Source organism: Streptomyces sp. NPDC057287 (genome assembly GCF_042667905.1).
In the GTDB taxonomy this organism is placed as follows: domain Bacteria; phylum Actinomycetota; class Actinomycetes; order Streptomycetales; family Streptomycetaceae; genus Streptomyces.
Map to the genome: position 1 here is coordinate 105,442 of NZ_JBHUYV010000025.1, position 17,538 is coordinate 122,979.

The following is a 17,538-nucleotide window of genomic DNA, read 5'->3' on the forward strand; positions in this document are numbered from 1 at the left end:
CGCGTCCTGCCGAGAGGCTCAGCGCCCGAGCTTCTGCGCGACCTCCGTCGCCCAGTACGTCAGGATCATGTGCGCGCCCGCCCGCCGGATGCCCGTCAGGCTCTCCATGATCGCCGCGTCCCGGTCGATCCAGCCCTTCTCCGCGGCGGCCTCGACCATCGCGTACTCGCCACTGATCTGGTACGCCGCGACCGGAACGTCCACCACGTCGGCGACCTTGGCCAGGACGTCCAGGTAGGGGCCCGCCGGCTTGACCATGACCATGTCGGCACCCTCCTCCAGGTCGAGCGCCAGCTCCCGCAGCGACTCACGGACGTTCGCCGGGTCCTGCTGGTACGTCTTGCGGTCGCCCCTGAGCGAGGAGCCCACCGCCTCGCGGAACGGGCCGTAGAAGGCCGAGGCGTACTTCACGGTGTAGGCGAGGATCGACACGTCCTCGTGGCCCGTCTGGTCCAGCGCGTCCCGGATCACACCGACCTGACCGTCCATCATGCCGCTGGGGCCCACCACGTGTGCCCCAGCGTCGGCCTGGACCTGGGCCATCTCGGCGTACCGCTCCAGCGTCGCGTCGTTGTCGATGCGGCCGTCCTCGGTCAGCACCCCGCAGTGCCCGTGGTCGGTGTACTCGTCCAGACAGAGGTCGGACATGATCACCAGGTCGTCCCCGACCTCTTCCCGCACCGCCCGCAGACCCACCTGGAGGATGCCGTCCGGGTCGGTCCCCGCCGTACCCCGGCCGTCCTTCTTCTCGTCCAGCGGGACGCCGAAGAGCATGATCCCCGAGACGCCCGCCGCGACCGCGTCGACGGCGGCCTTCCGCAGCGTGTCCAGCGTGTGCTGCTGGACCCCGGGCATGGTCGAGATGGCGACCGGCGCGTCGATGCCCTCGCGCACGAACGCGGGCAGGATCAGATTCGCCGGGTCGAGCCGGGTCTCGGCGACCATGCGCCGCATGACGGGGGTCGTCCGCAGCCGGCGGGGCCGCGAGCCGGGGAAGTTTCCGTACTCAGTCATCCTTCGAGACTAGACCCGCACACATCACCGATTTACCGACACCCGAGCCGGAAAAAGCGGCCCCTGGAGCGGGACGCGACCACCGGGCTCTCGCAGGCTGGAACAGGGCCGGCCGGATCCGAACCGGCCTCCTCCCACATGCGGTGCAGGCGCGACGACCACTGCGCTACGAGCCCGGGACCCCACGCGCCGCGCGATCCGCGGACCGGAGACGGCAGCGGGCCCGGCCGCCTCCGCGAGGAAGCAGCCGGGCCCGCACACACGGTTCAGGCCCTCAGGTGGTCGTCCTGCGGCGCCGGGCACCCGGACGCCGCTCGCTCGGCCGGGTCACCGGGTCACCGGCCTCCTTCGCCGCGTCCCGGCGCTGCGCGCCGAAGTCCGCCAGCGCCTGGGCCAGCTTGTGCACCGACGGCTCCGGGGACAGCACGTCCACCCGCAGGCCGTGCTCCTCGGCGGTCTTCGCCGTGGCGGGGCCGATGCACGCGATCACCGTCACGTTGTGCGGCTTGCCCGCGATGCCGACCAGGTTGCGGACGGTCGAGGACGAGGTGAAGAGCACCGCGTCGAAGCCGCCGCCCTTGATCGCCTCGCGGGTGTCGGCCGGCGGCGGCGAAGCGCGGACCGTGCGGTACGCGGTGACGTCGTCGACCTCCCAGCCGAGCTCGATGAGCCCGGCCACCAGGGTCTCGGTGGCGATGTCCGCACGCGGCAGGAACACCCGGTCGATCGGGTCGAAGACCGGGTCGTACGGAGGCCAGTCCTCCAGCAGACCCGCGGCCGACTGCTCACCGGAGGGCACCAGATCCGGCTTCACACCGAAGTCGACGAGCGCGGCGGCGGTCTGCTCACCGACGGCCGCGACCTTGATCCCGGCGAAGGCACGGGCGTCGAGCCCGTACTCCTCGAACTTCTCCCGCACGGCCTTCACCGCGTTCACCGAGGTGAAGGCGATCCACTCGTACCGGCCCGTGACCAGGCCCTTGACCGCCCGCTCCATCTGCTGGGGCGTGCGCGGCGGCTCGACCGCGATCGTCGGGACCTCGTGAGGCACGGCACCGTAGGAACGCAGCTGGTCGGAGAGCGACGCCGCCTGCTCCTTCGTGCGCGGCACGAGCACCTTCCAGCCGAACAGCGGCTTGGACTCGAACCACGCGAGCTGGTCGCGCTGGGCGGCGGAGCTGCGCTCCCCGACCACGGCTATGACGGGCAGGTGCCCGTCGGGCGACGGGAGGACCTTCGCCTGCTTCAGGACCTGGGCGATCGTCCCGAGGGTCGCCGTCCAGGTGCGCTGCCGCGTCGTCGTCCCGGCGATCGTGACCGTGAGCGGGGTGTCGGGCTTGCGGCCCGCCGAGACCAGCTCACCGGCGGCCGCGGCCACCGAGTCGAGCGACGCGGACACGACGGCCGTCGCATCGCTCGCGCCGACCTCGGACCAGCAGCGGTCCGACGCCGTACGCGCGTCGACGAAGCGCACGTCGGCACCCTGCGCGTCGCGCAGCGGCACACCGGCGTACGCGGGGACACCTACGGCGTTGGCGATTCCGGGGACGACCTCGAAAGGCACGCCCGCGGCAGCGCAGGCGAGCATCTCGGCGCCCGTGTTGCCGTCCAGGCCGGGGTCGCCCGTGACGGCGCGCACCACCCGCCTGCCGCCCTTCGCTGCCTCCATGACAAGATTGGCGGCATCCCTGAGAACGGGTACTCCGGCGGGTGTTGACGCCACGTCAACAACCGTCAGCTCAGGCGTGCTTACCCCCGCCCGCGCATGGCAGCGGACGACGTCGAGAACGTCCGGTTCGGCGACAAGGACGTCCGCGCTCGCTAGCGCCTCGACAGCGCGCAGAGTCAGCAGTCCCGGGTCGCCGGGACCGGCGCCGAGGAAGGTGACATGCCCTGAAGCCAGGACAGGGAAGTCGGATACGACAGGGCCGGTGGGGCTCAAAGTGCTCGCTCCCCCATAAGACCGGCCGCACCCTTGGCAAGCATCTCGGCCGCGAGCTCGCGACCGAGGGCCGCCGCGTCGTCGTGCGACGTGGGGACGGGACCGGTGATGGACAGCTGCACCAGGGAAGTGCCGTCGGTTGAACCGACGACACCGCGCAGGCGCAGTTCGTTGACAACCTGCGCGTCGGCCAGGAGGTCGGCCAGCGCACCCACAGGTGCGGAACAGCCGGCCTCCAGGGCGTTGAGCAGGGCGCGCTCGGCGGTCACGGCGACCCGGGTGTACGGGTCGTCGAGCTCGGCGAGCGCTGCGGCGAGGTCCGTGCTGCTTTCAGCACATTCGATCGCCAGTGCTCCCTGGCCGGGAGCGGGCAGGACGGTGTCGGCCGGCAGGAAGTCGGTCACCTCGTCCGTGCGTCCGAGGCGGCTGAGCCCGGCGGCGGCGAGTACCACCGCGTCCAGCTCCCCGCTTCGTACGAAACCGATGCGCGTATCGACGTTGCCGCGGATCGCGACGGTCTCTATCTCGAGGCCGTGCGAGCGGGCGTACGCGTTGAGCTGCGCCATACGGCGCGGCGAACCGGTGCCGATGCGGGCACCGGGCGGCAGCTGCTCGAAGGTCAGCCCGTCCCGCGCCACCAGTGCGTCGCGCGGGTCCTCGCGCACCGGCACGGCGGCCAGGACGAGCCCCTCGGGCTGCACGGTCGGCAGGTCCTTGAGCGAGTGGACGGCGAAGTCCACCTCGCCGCTCAGCAGCGCCTCGCGCAGGGCCGCGACGAACACACCGGTCCCGCCGATCTGCGCCAGGTTCTCCCGGGAGACGTCTCCGTACGTGGTGATCTCCACGAGCTCCACGGCACGCCCGGTCACCTCACGGACCGCGTCGGCGACCATGCCGGACTGCGCCATGGCGAGCTTGCTGCGCCGGGTGCCTAGCCGGAGCGGTGTGGTGGTCTCCCCGCCCAGGGGTGAGTTGTCGGTCATGACCGCCCTCTATTCGGGTCGTTCAGGTCTGCCCGTGAGACGGCGGCCACCGTCTGCGGGTCGAGGTCGAAGAGTTCCCGCAGCGCATCGGCGTACCCGGCGCCGCCGGGCTCGCTGGCGAGCTGCTTGACCCGCACGGTGGGCGCGTGCAGGAGCTTGTCGACGACGCGGCGCACGGTCTGCGTGATCTCGGCGCGCTGCTTCTCGTCCAGGTCGGGGAGGCGTCCGTCGAGCCGCGCGATCTCGCCCGCCACCACATCGGCGGCCATGGTGCGCAGGGCGACCACGGTCGGAGTGATGTGGGCGGCGCGCTGCGCGGCTCCGAATGCGGCGACCTCGTCCGCGACGATGGTGCGCACCTGGTCCACATCGGCGGCCATCGGGGCGTCCGCGGACGCCTCGGCGAGCGACTCGATGTCGACGAGGCGCACACCGGCGATGCGGTGGGCCGCTCCGTCGATGTCACGCGGCATCGCGAGGTCGAGCAGGTGGAGCCGGGCCGGTCCGGTGCCGGCCGGGCGCGGCTCGCCCCGGCGCGCGGCCCGGTCCTGCGCGGCGGCGGTCGCTGAGCCGTTCTCCACCCAGGCGGCGTGCTGGTCCAGCTCGTCGGGCGCGGCCGCCGAGGAAGCCTCGGGCGCCTGCGCGGCGCTGTCGAAGTCGACGCCGAGCGCGTCGGCGACGGCATCCGCGCCCAGGACGAGCCCGGTCGCGCCGGTGCAGGACACCACGATGTCGGCACGTGTCAGTTCGCCCGTCACCCGGGCCATCTCCACGGCGCGCACGGTCGGCACACCGGCCTGGCCGAGGATCTCGACGAGCCGGTCGGCACGGGCACGGGTCCGGTTGGCGACGACGATCTCCTCGACACCCGCGCGGGCCAGGGTGGCCGCGGCGAGCGAGGACATCGAGCCCGCGCCGATCACCAGGGCACTCTTGCCCCCGGCCCACTCGGTGACCTCGGCGCCGTCGGCCAGCTGCTCCAGGCCGAAGGTGACGAGCGACTGCCCGGCCCGGTCGATCCCGGTCTCGCTGTGGGCGCGCTTGCCGACCCGCAGGGCCTGCTGGAAGAGGTCGTTCAGCAGCCGGCCCGCGGTGTGGAGCTCCTGCCCCAGCGCGAGCGCGTCCTTGATCTGGCCGAGGATCTGGCCCTCGCCGACGACCATGGAGTCCAGTCCGCACGCCACCGAGAAGAGGTGGTGGACGGCACGGTCCTCGTAGTGCACATAAAGATAGGGAGTGAGCTCGTCCAGCCCGACGCCGCTGTGCTGCGCGAGCAGGGTGGACAGCTCGGCCACACCCGCGTGGAACTTGTCCACATCGGCGTACAGCTCGATGCGGTTGCAGGTGGCCAGGACGGCGGCCTCGGTCGCCGGCTCCGCGGCGAGGGTGTCCTGAAGCAGCTTCGTCTGCGCGTCGACCGCCAGCGACGCCCGCTCCAGCACGGAGACGGGGGCGCTGCGGTGGCTCAGTCCGACGACCAGAAGACTCATGCCGGCATCACGGCGGGCATGTCCCCGTCAGGTCCCTTCCGGCCGGTGGGCGTGGCGCGCATCGGCGGCGCGTCGTCGGCGTCGTCCTCCGCCACCGTCCGGCCGTCGGCCGCGGCCTCCTCGCCGGCCTTGCGCTGCTCGTGGAAGGCGAGGATCTGGAGCTCGATCGAGAGGTCGACCTTGCGCACGTCGACACCGTCGGGCACGGAGAGCACCGTCGGCGCGAAGTTCAGGATGGAGGTCACCCCAGCGGCGACGAGCCGGTCGCAGACCTGCTGGGCGGCGCCGGGCGGGGTGGTGATCACGCCGATCGACACCCCGTTGTCGCTGATGATCCGGTCGAGGTCGTCGGTGTGCTGCACGGCGATCCCGGCCACGGGCGTGCCCGCCATGGCGGGGTCGGCGTCGATCAGGGCCGCGACCCGGAAACCACGGGAGGCGAAGCCGCCGTAGTTGGCGAGCGCGGCGCCGAGATTACCGATGCCGACGATCGCGACCGGCCAGTCCTGTGTGAGCCCGAGCTCACGGGAGATCTGATAGACGAGATACTCGACGTCGTACCCGACACCACGCGTGCCGTAGGAGCCCAGGTAGCTGAAGTCCTTGCGCAGCTTGGCGGAATTGACTCCCGCCGCCGCGGCGAGTTCCTCGGACGACACCGTGGGAACCGAGCGCTCGGAGAGCGCCGTCAGTGCGCGGAGATACAGCGGAAGCCGGGCGACGGTGGCCTCGGGAATTCCTCGGCTACGGGTCGCCGGTCGGTGAGTTCGGCCAGTTGCCACGGTGCTCCTGCGGGATGAGCGGGGCTGCAGGCGGCCGTATGTCCTATGACCGCCCCGTCGACAGCAGGCTATGTCTTTGTGAACGCGTGCACAAAGATAGTGTCCGTTTTGTCCGGTCAAAGTGACCGGGGTCACGCATATTCCCTGCGCGGACCCGGAACCCGGGACGCCATCAGCCCGTTGCGGGCCCGAAGGGGGCAAGACGGTACACACTCCTCATGTCCACGCCCCCGAGACCACTCAAAACGCCCATGATGTTAACCGGGTTTCGCCGAGGAAGCCCCCTCACGTACGCAGAGCCGTGCGCAGCCTCGCCGGATCCACGCGCCAGAAGGTGTGCTGCTCGTCATCGATCAGGACCACCGGGATCTGCTCCCAGTACTCCTTGTACAGCGCCTCGTCCCGCGTGATGTCCTTCTCCACCCAGGACGCGCCGGTCTCCTCGCACACCGCGCTGACCACCAGCCGCGCATCGTCACAGAGATGGCACCCGGGCTTCCCCACCAGGGTCACCACACGGTCCGCGGGCTTCTTCCTCGTACGACGCAGCAGTGCACTCATACCTTCATTCTGCGCCCCCCGGACGGGTGGGTGGGAGCGCGGAATCACCCGTTTAACGCCCCGGTCCCGGAGAGTTCACACCGCCGCATCCCGCCGGGTCGGGAAGAGCCGAACGGAATGGCTATGCTCACGACATGGCCGCTCTTGGATGGCTCACCCCCCGCAGGCGCCCCGCCACGGCACGCAGCGTGCTCGCAGGCGAGGCCGCAGCCGAGGCCGCGCGGAAGTCGGCACTCCCCTCCGGCGCCGAGGAGCTCGCGACCACCACCGAAGAGACCGGGGAGCCCCCCTTCCCGGTGGCCGGGGACACCCGGGCAGCCGCCTTCTTCGACCTCGACAACACCGTGATGCAGGGCGCCGCGATCTTCCACTTCGGCCGCGGCCTGTACAAGCGGAAGTTCTTCCAGCGCCGCGAACTGACCAGGTTCGCCTGGCAGCAGGCCTGGTTCCGGCTGGCCGGCGTCGAGGACCCCGAGCACATGCAGGACGCCCGCGACAGCGCCCTGTCCATCGTCAAGGGCCACCGCGTCTCCGAGCTGATGTCCATCGGCGAGGAGATCTACGACGAGTACATGGCCGACCGCATCTGGCCCGGCACCCGCGCCCTGGCGCAGGCCCACCTCGACGCGGGCCAGAAGGTCTGGCTGGTCACCGCCGCCCCGGTGGAGACCGCCACGATCATCGCCCGCCGCCTGGGCCTCACCGGCGCCTTGGGCACCGTCGCCGAATCGGTCGACGGCGTCTACACCGGCCGGCTCGTCGGCGAACCCCTCCACGGCCCGGCCAAGGCGGAGGCGGTACGCGCGCTGGCGTCGGCCGAGGGCCTGGACCTCGAACGCTGCGCGGCGTACAGCGACTCGCACAACGACATCCCGATGCTGTCCCTGGTCGGCCACCCGTACGCGATCAACCCGGACGCCAAACTGCGCAGGCACGCCCGCTCCCTGGACTGGCGGCTGCGCGACTACCGCACCGGCCGCAAGGCGGCCAAGGTGGGCATCCCGGCCGCGGCGGGCGTCGGCGCCCTGGCCGGCGGGACCGCGGCCGCCGTGGCGCTCCACCGCCGCCGCCGCTGACCCCGCACCCCGCCCCGCCGCCCCGCCGCCCCACTGCCGGCGCCCCGCACCCCGCTCCCCGCTCCCCGTCCGCCCTGCCGTCAGTCAGCAGGCGGCACGAAGCGGCACGCCCGGAGACGTACGGCCAAACGGGAGCGGAACAGCGGGCGGGGACACCCATCGCTCCGGCCAGTCGCGTTGCGTGGGGGCGACCACAACCCGTCGCCGCCGCAGGCAGATCACGAAGCTATTCGATCAATAACCGGTCACGATGTGCCACTCGAATCGTCACTTAGAGGTTACGGAAGCGACGGAACCGGTGATTTGAGCAACTGGGTGTAGCACGGCCTGTACGAAGCGTTATTCTCCTCAGACGCACAAGGAGCCCGCCACCCGCTACCACGAGTGACGGTTTTCGAACTGCACGTGATGGAAGCTCTGCCTCTGGGAGTCCCGTGTACCCACACGTCGGGGTTGACACCTCGGGCCTGGCTACGCTGCGCGCAACGGTCCTCGACCTCTTGCGCGGCTTCGTCCCCACCGCGTACGCCGTCCCCCAATTTGCCACCCCTGTACCTACCGGCCCTTGCTATGCGCTGGCCGAACGCAGCGCGGCCGTCGGAAGACGGAGCAACCGCGTCGCCGCCACCGCTGCGTCGTCGGCTCCCGCCCGCCGACCTGCGGCCGACAGCGACAGCGCGCGCATGATGGATCTCGTCGAGCGCGCGCAGGCCGGTGAGGCCGAGGCCTTCGGCCGCCTGTACGACCAGTACAGCGACACCGTGTACCGGTACATCTACTACCGCGTGGGAGGGAAGGCGACAGCGGAGGACCTCACCAGCGAGACGTTCCTGCGCGCACTCCGCCGCATCTCCACCTTCACCTGGCAGGGCCGCGATTTCGGCGCCTGGCTGGTCACGATCGCTCGCAACCTGGTCGCCGACCACTTCAAATCCAGTCGTTTCCGGCTGGAAGTGACCACCGGCGAAATGCTCGACGCCAACGAGGTCGCGCGGAGCCCGGAGGACTCCGTCCTGGAGTCCCTCTCCAACGCCGCGCTGCTGCAAGCCGTACGCCGGCTCAACCCGCAGCAGCAGGAGTGCGTGACCCTGAGATTCCTGCAAGGCCTCTCGGTCGCCGAGACCGCCCGGGTCATGGGAAAGAACGAGGGCGCGATCAAAACCTTGCAGTACCGGGCCGTGCGGACACTCGCACGACTTCTGCCGGACGACGCCCGCTGACGTCACCATCCGTGACGTGTTCGTGACACACCGATCGGATCATCTTTCGTCCGTAACCCAACTGCCGCGCCACTCGTTGTGCCGGATGCAGGCCCCCTGTCGCCGCACCTGACCGTTTCCACTCGCTCGATCGCGTGGAAACGACTCCGGTGGGCAACCTTCCGGACCCTCAGGGGAGTCGACCGTCATGACGAGAGGAGGTGCCGCCAGTGATCGCAAACGTTTCGGCACACCGGCGGGCGAACGCCTTCGCCCAGGCCCTGGAGGAGCAGTCCCCCCAGGGTGCGGCGGCCGTACAGCCCGAGGACCCGGCCCAACCGGCCGACCACGGAACGCTGTTGGCCCTGGCGAACGGCCTCGGTGAGCTACCGGAGCCGCAATTCGATCCCGAGGTCAAAGTGGTGCAGCGAGCGCAGCTCGTCGCCGCCATGGAGACCATGTTCGCCGAAGGCGGTGCGTCCACGGGCCCTACGGTGCCCGAACAGCGGAGCAAGGGAGCCCACCGGGCCTCCCCGATCCGGAGGCTGCGTCCCCGCTCCCGCTGGGCGAAGGGCCTCACCGCGGGCGGGCTCACGGTCGGTGTGGCCGCGGGAGCATTCGGCGGAGTGGCCGCTGCCAGTTCCGACGCCCTGCCGGGTGATTCCCTCTACCCGCTCAAGCGCGGAATGGAGGACATCAGCCTCGGCATGGCCGACGGCGACGCCGACCGCGGCTCGGCCTACCTCGACCAGGCGTCGACCCGCCTCAGCGAAGCCCGCCGGCTCATGGAGAGGGGCCGCGCGGGCGAGATGGACCACGAATCGATCGGTGAGGTCAGGCGCGCACTCGACGGCATGACACATGACGCCACCGAAGGCCACCGCCTGCTCCACACCGCCTACCAGCGGGACGGATCCATCGGCCCCATCCAGACCCTGGACTCCTTCTCCCGCTCGCACCGCGCGAGCTGGAGCAGCCTCCGTGAACGGCTGCCCGTCCAGCTGACCGACATCGGGGACAAGGTCAGCTCCGTCTTCGAGGCCATGGACCAGGAAGTCGCGCCGCTGCAGTCCCTGCTGCCCCGCACACCGGGCACCGGCGGCGCACCATCGGCCGGCTCCCCGAAGGAGGACAAGGACTCGGCGGCACCCGGCCGCAGAGAGCCCTCTTCCTCCGCGGCCCCGGACGACAGCGCGTCCACCAGCACCACGCCGAAGCCCTCCGGCTCCGGCTCCGGCAGCAGTCCGGCCGACGACCTGCTCGACGGCGGCACGGACGGCCTGCTCGAAGACCTCCCGACGGACGGCACCACCCCGTCGTCCCCGGGCGGCACGTCCGGCGCCTCGCCCGCCCCGGACGTCACCCTGCCTCCGCTGCTCCCGGGCCTGCTGCCCGGCCTGGGCATCGACGGTGAGGACATCGAACCGTAGGGGCAACCGCACGCCGTGCGCGACGGTCACCCCCCGCGTGCGGCGCGCGCCCGCGCCTCAGAAGAAGACCGACCGTCGCTGCACCAGCAGCTTGTACAGCGTGTGCTGGATCTGCTCCCGCACCTGGTCCGTCAGGTTGAACATCAGCATCGGGTCCTCGGCCGCCTCCGGCGGATACCCGTCCGTGGGAATCGGCTCCCCGAACTGGATCGTCCACTTCGTCGGCAGCGGCAGGGCCCCCAGCGGCCCCAGCCACGGAAACGTCGGCGTGATCGGGAAGTACGGGACCCCCAGGACCCGCGCCAGCGTCTTCGAGTTGCCGATCATCGGATAGATCTCCTCCGCGCCCACGATCGAGCACGGCACGATCGGCACCCCCGCACGCAGCGCCGTCGACACGAAACCGCCCCGCCCGAAGCGCTGCAGCTTGTACCGCTCGCTGAACGGCTTCCCGATCCCCTTGAAGCCCTCCGGCATCACCCCGACGACCTCACCGGACTGCAGCAGCCGCTCGGCGTCCTCCGCGCACGCCAGGGTGTGTCCGGCCTTCCTCGCCAGCTCGTTGACCACCGGCAGCATGAAGACCAGGTCGGCAGCGAGAAGTCGCAGATGCCGTTCGGCCGGGTGGTTGTCGTGCACCGCGACCTGGAGCATCAGCCCGTCCAGCGGCAGCGTCCCGGAGTGGTTGGCGACGATGAGCGCCCCGCCGTCCGACGGGATGTTCTCGATGCCCTTGACCTCGACCCGGAAGTACTTGTCCGCGAGCGGCCGCAGCACCGACATGAGGACCTGGTCGGTCAGCTCCTCGTCGTAACCGAACTCGTCGACGTCGTACTCGCCCGTGAGCCTCCGCCGCAGAAACGCGAGCCCGCCCGCGATCCGCCGGTCCCAGCCGCTCACGGGACCCTCCCCGGCGTCGCCCGAGGGGGCACCAGCGGCCTCGGCGGCCCCTTCCGGCACCTGACCGCCCGGCAGGGCGCTGACGGGCGCGGGGACGGCCGACGCAGGCGGCTGGACCCTGCCGCCGCCCGGCAGCACAGCTCTGCGCCGCCCCGCGCCGGAGCGCGAGCGGTCGTCGTCGAAGGGAATGACCTTGGCGTCCGCCATCGTCGGTCGCGCTCCTCTACCTGGCGCCGTGAGTCGAATGTGTCCTGTCGGCCGGTCCCCCGCCGCGCGGCAGCTCGGCCAGCCTCCCGACCGCCCTGCCCACCCGCTCGGGAGGCAGCAGCCCCGGGCCCCTGCTCCGCGCGAACTCCGCGAAGGTCCCGGCCGTGGTGAACTTCGGACGGAAGCCCAGCGTCTCGCGCATCTGCACCGTGGAGACCACCCTGCCGTGGGTCAGCAGCCGGATCTGCTCCGGTGAGAAGTCCGTCATACCGATCGTACGGAGCGCCGACCCCACCCAGGTGACCGCCGGCAGCAGCAGCGGGACCGTCGGCCGCCCGAGCCTCCGCGAGCACTGCGAGAGCAACAGCACCCCGTCTCCGGCGATGTTGAACGTGCCGCTGTTCAGGGTGCCGCGCCGGGGTTCACGCGCGGCGATCTCCAGTACGTCGACGACGTCGTCCTCGTGCACGAACTGGAGCCGGGGGTCGTACCCGAGCACCGTCGGCAGGACCGGCAGCGCCAGGTAGTCGGCGAGCGGCGAATCCGGCTCGGGACCCAGGATGTTCGCGAACCTCAGCACGCACACGGCCACGTCCGGCCTGCGGCGCGCGAACCCGCGGACGTAACCCTCGACCTCCACCGCGTCCTTGGCGAAGCCACCGCTCGGCAGGGACTTGGGGGGCGTCGTCTCGGTGAACACCGCGGGGTCGCGCGGGGCGGAGCCGTAGACGTTCGTGCTGGACTTGACCACCAGCCGCTGCACGGACGGGGACTTCTGGCAGGCACCGAGCAGCTGCATCGTGCCGATGACGTTGGTCTCCTTGACCGTCGTCCGGCCGCCCGTGCCGAGCGCCTTCGCGGAGACGTCCAGGTGGACGACCGTGTCGACGGAGTACTCGGCGAGGATCCTGGCGATCGCCGACTGCCGGATGTCCGCCAGCACGAATTCGGCGTCACCCAGCTGATGCGCGGGCGCGACCGCGTCCAGGGCGATCACCCGGTCCACACCGGGGTCCCGCTGCACACGCCGCACGAACCGGCCCCCCAGCTGCCGGGCCGCACCCGTGACGAGCACGGTCTTCCCCAAGATCAGCGCCTTCCGTCGATCGTTCACCGAGCGGGGTCTTCCCCTGGCCGTCACCGTAGTCGGTGGATGTTGCCCTGTGATGACCCCAGGCGGGCTTTACCGAACCGAGGGGCTGGAATCCACCGGAACCGCCGCACGGAGCCGGAGCCCGGCACGCGCGCGCACGGCACAGCTCAGGGCCCGGACCGGAGTCCCGGAACACCGGTCCCGGAACGCGCCGAGGCCCTCCCGCCAGAACGGCGGAAGGGCCTCGAACTCACGAACTGCGTTCGCTTACTTCTTGTTGCGACGCTGAACGCGCGTGCGCTTGAGCAGCTTGCGGTGCTTCTTCTTGGCCATCCGCTTGCGCCGCTTCTTGATAACAGAGCCCACGACTACCCTCGCTCACTTCTCTTCACTGGTGCGGGGCGTCTGGGCCCACACGACCTACGTCGGCCTAGCCTACCCGCCACCGGGTGAGGGACGTAATCCGAGGGCGACGTCAGGCCGACTCCACCCCCACGAAGGACTCACGGAGGTACTCGTGAACCGCTTGCTCCGGGACCCGGAAGGACCTTCCCACCCGGATCGCCGGCAGATGACCGCTGTGCACCAAGCGGTACACGGTCATCTTCGACACCCTCATGACCGAGGCGACTTCCGCCACAGTCAGAAACTTGACCTCGTTGAGAGGCCTCTCGCTGCCAGCAGCCATGACCCACCTGTACCTTCCGCACGAGACGCGCACCGGCTTCCCCTCCGGTGACTCTTCGTCGTTGTGCGCTCACTCCCCAGATTAGGGGCGGGTGATGCAGTGGGGAAGAGGTGAGGCGACCGGTCGCCTACTGTGACAGACACGCCCGATTGAGTACATACCGTGTAAGAGGCTGGTAGTAGTCCGACCGCACGCCGTCATCAAGCGGAACGGCGACGGACACCCGCCCCTCCGCCTCACCCACGAACAGCGCGGGATCATCCGTATCGGCCAGCCCGATGGCCTCGATGCCCAGCTGACCTGCCCCGCAGACCCACCCGTGGTCCCCGATCACCAGCTCGGGCAGCACCCCCCGTGCCTCCACCGCCTCCTCCAGCACGGCCCGAACCGGCAGCGGCGAATGACTGTGTGCGCCGGTGGCACTCCCCGGGACCCGCACGCCCGGTTCGCGCACCAGCGCGACACCTTGTACGTAGTCAAGGTTGTACGTACGTACGCCGAACCGGGTCGTTATGTCGACACACCGGCCCTGCGCGGGGGTGAGAACCGCACACCCGGCCGCCGACAAAGCGTCTGCCAGACCGGCGTAGAACCCCAGCAGCCGGTGCGGATGCCCGGTGCCGAACAGCACCGGAGCCCGCCTCTCCGCGGCCCCCGCCAGCCGTTCCGCGAACGCGTCCAGCGCGGCCAGGGTCCGCTCCGGATCGATCACGTCCGTCCCCGACACATGGCCGGGATCGTCCGACACCCCGCACTTGTCCGCCATCAGCCGCAGCAGGTCACGCTCTTCCCAGACCCGGTCCGGATCGATCCCGAGCATCACACGGGGGTCCCTCGCCGCGAAAAGCCGGTAACTCCGCAGACTGGTCTCCCGCGGCGTGGCCACAGGGCCGGCGAGCCGGGACGCCAGCAGATGAGCGCGCAGCGCTCCGGTGCTCAACACCCTCCCGATGCTCCCGCACCGGCCGCCCGCCCGGGCAGGAACCCGGATACCGCCCCACCGTTGGCGTAACCCTCCTCAGGCCAGCAGCCCGCGCAGCGGGAACGCCGAACGCCGGGTCGCCAGCACCGCCTGGTCCAGCCGGTCCGCCGGGTCGTACCCGTCCTCCCACGGCTTCCACGTCGGCGTACGGCCGTCCGTCATCCGCGCCGGACCCAACTGCCGCGTACGGGCGTAGACCTCGTCCCGCCACGAGGACGGAATCACCGACTCCGGGTCCACCGGAGCATGGGCGGCGATTCCCACGAGATGGGTCCAGGACCGCGGCACCACATCCACCACCGCGTAACCGCCCCCGCCCAACGCCACCCAGCGCCCGTCCTCCACGTAGGTGTGGGCGAGCTCGTGACAGGCCTCCATGACGGCCCGCTGCGCGTCCAGCGACACGGCGAGATGGGCCAGCGGGTCCTCGAAATGCGTATCGGCACCGTGCTGGGTCACCAGCACCTGAGGCCGGAAGTCCTCCAGCAGCTCCGGCACCACCGCGTGGAACGCCCGCAGCCACCCCGCGTCGCCCGTACCTGCCGGCAGCGCCACATTCACCGCACCGCCCTCGCCCGCCCCGGAACCCGTCTCCTCGGGCCACCCGGTCTGCGGGAACAGCGTGCGCGGGTGCTCGTGCAGGGACACGGTCAGCACCCGGGGGTCCTCCCAGAACGCCGCCTGCACCCCGTCACCGTGGTGGACGTCCACATCCACGTACGCCACACGCTGCGCGCCCAGCTCCAGCAGCCGGGCGATGGCGAGCGCCGGATCGTTGTACACGCAGAACCCCGAGGCTCCCCCGGGCATGGCGTGGTGCAGCCCGCCGGTGAAATTCACGGCGTGCGCGCTCTCCCCGCGCCACACCGCCTCCGCGGCCCCCACCGAGAGCCCGGCGATGAGCGCGGACGCCTCGTGCATCCCCGCGAAGGCCGGATCGTCGACGGTCCCGATCCCGTACGCCTGGTCGGCGGCCCCCGGATCGGCCGACGCCGCCCGGACGGCCGCCACGTAGTCCTCACGATGCACGAGCCGCAGCGTCGAGTCCCCGGCGGACTTGGCCGACCTGACGTCCACCGCCCCGTCCAGCCCGTACGCCCGCACCAGCCCCATCGTCAGGGCCAGTCTGACCGGGTCCATGGGATGGCTGGACCCGAAGTCGTATCCCGTTACTGCCTCATCCCACATCAGCTGCGCGCGCCCGCTCATGCCCGCCACCGTATCGGGCGGGTTCCGAGCCGAACGACCGGGCGTACACGAGCGTCGCGAGGACCAGCACCATGGGCACGAGCATCGCGCCGCGGTAGCTCCACGCGTCCCCGAGCGCCCCCACGAGCGGCGACCCGACGAGGAACCCCACGTAGTTGAAGACGTTCAGCCGGGCCACGGCCACATCGCTCGCGCCGGGGAACATCCTGCCCGCCGCCGCGAAGGTCTGCGGCACGATCACGCACAGCCCGAGCCCCAGCAGCGTGAAGCCGAGCATCCCCCACCAGGCACCGGGCGACACCGCCACCACCGCGAACCCCGCGGCGGCCAGCACGCTGCCGCCCCGCACCACCGCCACCGCACCGAACCGACGCACCCCGAGGTCCCCGACGGCCCGCCCCAGCAGCGTCGTCACCATGTAGACGTTGTAGGGAACCGTCGCCAGCTGCTCCGAACTCCCCAGGACGTCCTGCAGGTACTTCGCGCTCCAGTTGGAGACCGTCGAGTCCCCGATGTACGCGAACGCCATCACCATGCAGAGCGGCAGCAGCAGCCTGAAGGGCACGGACGCCCCCTGAACGCCACCCGCCGCCGGCACACCCACGCCGGCCTCGGCCTTCCCTTCCGTGTACCACCGGCTCCCGATCAGAGCCGCCGGCAGCAGGACCGCCACCGCGGGCAGATAGGACACCAGCAGCGACAGGTCCCAGTGGGCCCCCGCCCACGCCATCGACGCCCCCGCTATCCCGCCCAGGCTGTACGCCGCGTGGAACCCGAGCATGATGCTGCGCCCGTATGCCCGTTGGAGACTGACGCCCATCATGTTCATCGAGGCGTCCAAGGCGCCCACGGCCAGCCCGAAGACGCCCAGGGCGAGGGCCACCTGCCACACCTCGCTGCCGGCACCCACACCCAGCAGCGCAAGCATCACGACGGGCTGCGCCCACCTCAGCACGACCCCGGGCCGCACCCTGGCGACCAGCTTCTCGGTGGCCACGCTGGCGACCCCCGCCAGAACAGGCACCGCGGCGAGGAAGGCGGGCAGGAGCCCGTCGGATATCCCGTAGCGGTCCTGAATGGCGGGGATGCGCGTCACGAGCAACGCGAAGGCCACGCCCTGCACCAGGAAGCTCAGGGCGAGGGAGGCTCTGCCGTACCGCAACCGCGCATCCGTCATGGCCGCGAGCGTAGAGCCCCGGTCTACCGCTGGGTAGATCGATCAGCCGAGAAGTTTGGGGAGCTGCGACATGTCGGAGAAGTGCCCGGTGACGCCGACGAGCCGGTCCGCCGGCATCATCGAGGTGAAGCCGTACACGTCCATCCCGGCGGCCCGCGCTGCCTCGACACCCAGCGGGCTGTCCTCGATCACGACGCACCTTTCGGGGGCGATGCCCATCCGATCGGCGGCGTGGAGGAACAGGTCCGGGGCCGGTTTTCCCTGCCCGACGTCCTCGGAGCTGAAGATCCACTCCTCCTCGAACCACTGGTCGAGTCCGGTGTTCAGGTGCCCGGCCGCGATCTTCTGGTGGCTTCCGGACGAGGCGACGCAGTACGCGACCCCGTCGGCGACGAGCTCACCGAGCAGGTCGTTGACACCGTCCACCGCCGCCAGCCGCTCCTGCTGGAACGCGGAGAGGGTCCGTCGGTGGAGCTCCTCGTCGAAGTCCGCGGGGAGCTTCTGGCCGGTCCGCTCCTCGACGAGGTCGTGGACCCGGTGGATCGCTGCCCCCATGTAGTCGCGGAGGGACTCCTCGTACGAGGTGGGGTGGCCGAGCTCGGTGAGGTAGCCGGCCAGGACGGTGTTGGAGATCGGCTCACTGTCGACGAGCACGCCGTCGTTGTCGAAGATGACCAGTTCGTAGCGCATGGTTCGACCCTAGACGCTCAGAACGCAGAAAAGCCCCGTGCCACAAGGGCACGGGGCTTTCCCGGAATAATTGTTCGGCGGCGTCCTACTCTCCCACAGGGTCCCCCCTGCAGTA

The 17,538-nt window shown here is 70.8% G+C and carries 17 protein-coding genes; 3 read left to right on the plus strand and 14 right to left on the minus strand.

The genetic code is table 11. The features are described 5' to 3' along the window. Positions 1-18: 18 nt before the first annotated feature. The 6 genes from hemB to ACFUNE_RS34370 all read right to left on the minus strand — a co-directional run bounded on the left by hemB (position 19) and on the right by ACFUNE_RS34370 (position 6,772). Positions 19-1,014: a porphobilinogen synthase gene (gene hemB, locus ACFUNE_RS34345; RefSeq protein ID WP_383576285.1), complete on the minus strand. Its 996-nt coding sequence runs from the start codon at positions 1,012-1,014 to the stop codon at positions 19-21. 274 nt (positions 1,015-1,288) lie between these two features. Then, positions 1,289-2,956, minus strand: coding sequence for a uroporphyrinogen-III synthase (locus ACFUNE_RS34350; RefSeq protein ID WP_383576288.1), 1,668 nt, complete (start codon positions 2,954-2,956; stop codon positions 1,289-1,291). Next, positions 2,953-3,939 (minus strand): hydroxymethylbilane synthase, encoded by a 987-nt coding sequence (hemC, locus tag ACFUNE_RS34355; RefSeq protein ID WP_376379396.1) that lies wholly within the window; start codon positions 3,937-3,939, stop codon positions 2,953-2,955. The genes ACFUNE_RS34350 and hemC overlap by 4 nt, the downstream gene beginning before the upstream one ends. Then, positions 3,936-5,429, minus strand: a complete 1,494-nt coding sequence (locus ACFUNE_RS34360; protein WP_383576292.1) for a glutamyl-tRNA reductase — start codon at positions 5,427-5,429, stop codon at positions 3,936-3,938. The genes hemC and ACFUNE_RS34360 overlap by 4 nt, the downstream gene beginning before the upstream one ends. Continuing rightward, entirely contained in the window at positions 5,426-6,211 is a 786-nt protein-coding gene (locus ACFUNE_RS34365) for a redox-sensing transcriptional repressor Rex (RefSeq protein ID WP_383576295.1), read from the minus strand. Before ACFUNE_RS34365 ends, ACFUNE_RS34360 begins: the two co-directional genes overlap by 4 nt. Before the next feature lie 285 nt (positions 6,212-6,496). Next, a complete protein-coding gene (locus ACFUNE_RS34370; RefSeq protein ID WP_383576297.1) occupies positions 6,497-6,772 on the minus strand; it encodes a glutaredoxin family protein in 276 nt (91 codons plus the stop codon). Positions 6,773-6,906: 134 nt separating this feature from the next. Between ACFUNE_RS34370 and ACFUNE_RS34375 the strand changes: the two genes are divergently transcribed. The 3 genes from ACFUNE_RS34375 (at position 6,907) to ACFUNE_RS34385 (ending at position 10,477) form a co-directional block, all read left to right on the plus strand. Further along, positions 6,907-7,848 carry an HAD family hydrolase gene (locus ACFUNE_RS34375; protein ID WP_383576300.1) on the plus strand — a complete coding sequence of 314 codons (942 nt, stop codon included), beginning with the start codon at positions 6,907-6,909 and terminating at the stop codon, positions 7,846-7,848. Positions 7,849-8,282: 434 nt separating this feature from the next. Next, positions 8,283-9,068, plus strand: a complete 786-nt coding sequence (locus ACFUNE_RS34380) for an ECF subfamily RNA polymerase sigma factor, BldN family (RefSeq protein WP_383576303.1) — start codon at positions 8,283-8,285, stop codon at positions 9,066-9,068. Between the two features lie 209 nt (positions 9,069-9,277). Continuing rightward, positions 9,278-10,477 carry a DUF5667 domain-containing protein gene (locus ACFUNE_RS34385; protein WP_383576306.1) on the plus strand — a complete coding sequence of 400 codons (1,200 nt, stop codon included), beginning with the start codon at positions 9,278-9,280 and terminating at the stop codon, positions 10,475-10,477. A gap of 57 nt (positions 10,478-10,534) precedes the next feature. On the opposite strand, the gene ACFUNE_RS34390 is transcribed toward ACFUNE_RS34385, so the two are convergent. The 8 genes from ACFUNE_RS34390 to ACFUNE_RS34425 all read right to left on the minus strand — a co-directional run bounded on the left by ACFUNE_RS34390 (position 10,535) and on the right by ACFUNE_RS34425 (position 17,423). Next, positions 10,535-11,584, minus strand: a complete 1,050-nt coding sequence (locus tag ACFUNE_RS34390) for a lysophospholipid acyltransferase family protein (RefSeq protein ID WP_383576309.1) — start codon at positions 11,582-11,584, stop codon at positions 10,535-10,537. Positions 11,585-11,600: 16 nt separating this feature from the next. Then, positions 11,601-12,671 carry an NAD-dependent epimerase/dehydratase family protein gene (locus ACFUNE_RS34395; protein ID WP_383576334.1) on the minus strand — a complete coding sequence of 357 codons (1,071 nt, stop codon included), beginning with the start codon at positions 12,669-12,671 and terminating at the stop codon, positions 11,601-11,603. Positions 12,672-12,944: 273 nt separating this feature from the next. Further along, entirely contained in the window at positions 12,945-13,043 is a 99-nt protein-coding gene (locus ACFUNE_RS34400; protein WP_003948845.1) for a 30S ribosomal protein bS22, read from the minus strand. 109 nt (positions 13,044-13,152) lie between these two features. Then, positions 13,153-13,365 (minus strand): helix-turn-helix domain-containing protein, encoded by a 213-nt coding sequence (locus ACFUNE_RS34405; protein ID WP_014046653.1) that lies wholly within the window; start codon positions 13,363-13,365, stop codon positions 13,153-13,155. A gap of 127 nt (positions 13,366-13,492) precedes the next feature. Continuing rightward, on the minus strand, positions 13,493-14,308 hold the full coding sequence (locus ACFUNE_RS34410; protein ID WP_383576312.1) for a phosphatase: 816 nt from the start codon (positions 14,306-14,308) through the stop codon (positions 13,493-13,495). 75 nt (positions 14,309-14,383) lie between these two features. After that, positions 14,384-15,556 (minus strand): acetoin utilization protein AcuC, encoded by a 1,173-nt coding sequence (locus tag ACFUNE_RS34415; RefSeq protein WP_383576315.1) that lies wholly within the window; start codon positions 15,554-15,556, stop codon positions 14,384-14,386. Next, complete coding sequence (locus ACFUNE_RS34420) at positions 15,525-16,733, minus strand: MFS transporter (RefSeq protein WP_383576318.1); 1,209 nt, start codon at positions 16,731-16,733, stop codon at positions 15,525-15,527. Before ACFUNE_RS34420 ends, ACFUNE_RS34415 begins: the two co-directional genes overlap by 32 nt. A gap of 42 nt (positions 16,734-16,775) precedes the next feature. Continuing rightward, positions 16,776-17,423 carry an HAD family hydrolase gene (locus ACFUNE_RS34425; protein ID WP_383576321.1) on the minus strand — a complete coding sequence of 216 codons (648 nt, stop codon included), beginning with the start codon at positions 17,421-17,423 and terminating at the stop codon, positions 16,776-16,778. Between the last annotated feature and the right edge of the window lie 115 nt (positions 17,424-17,538).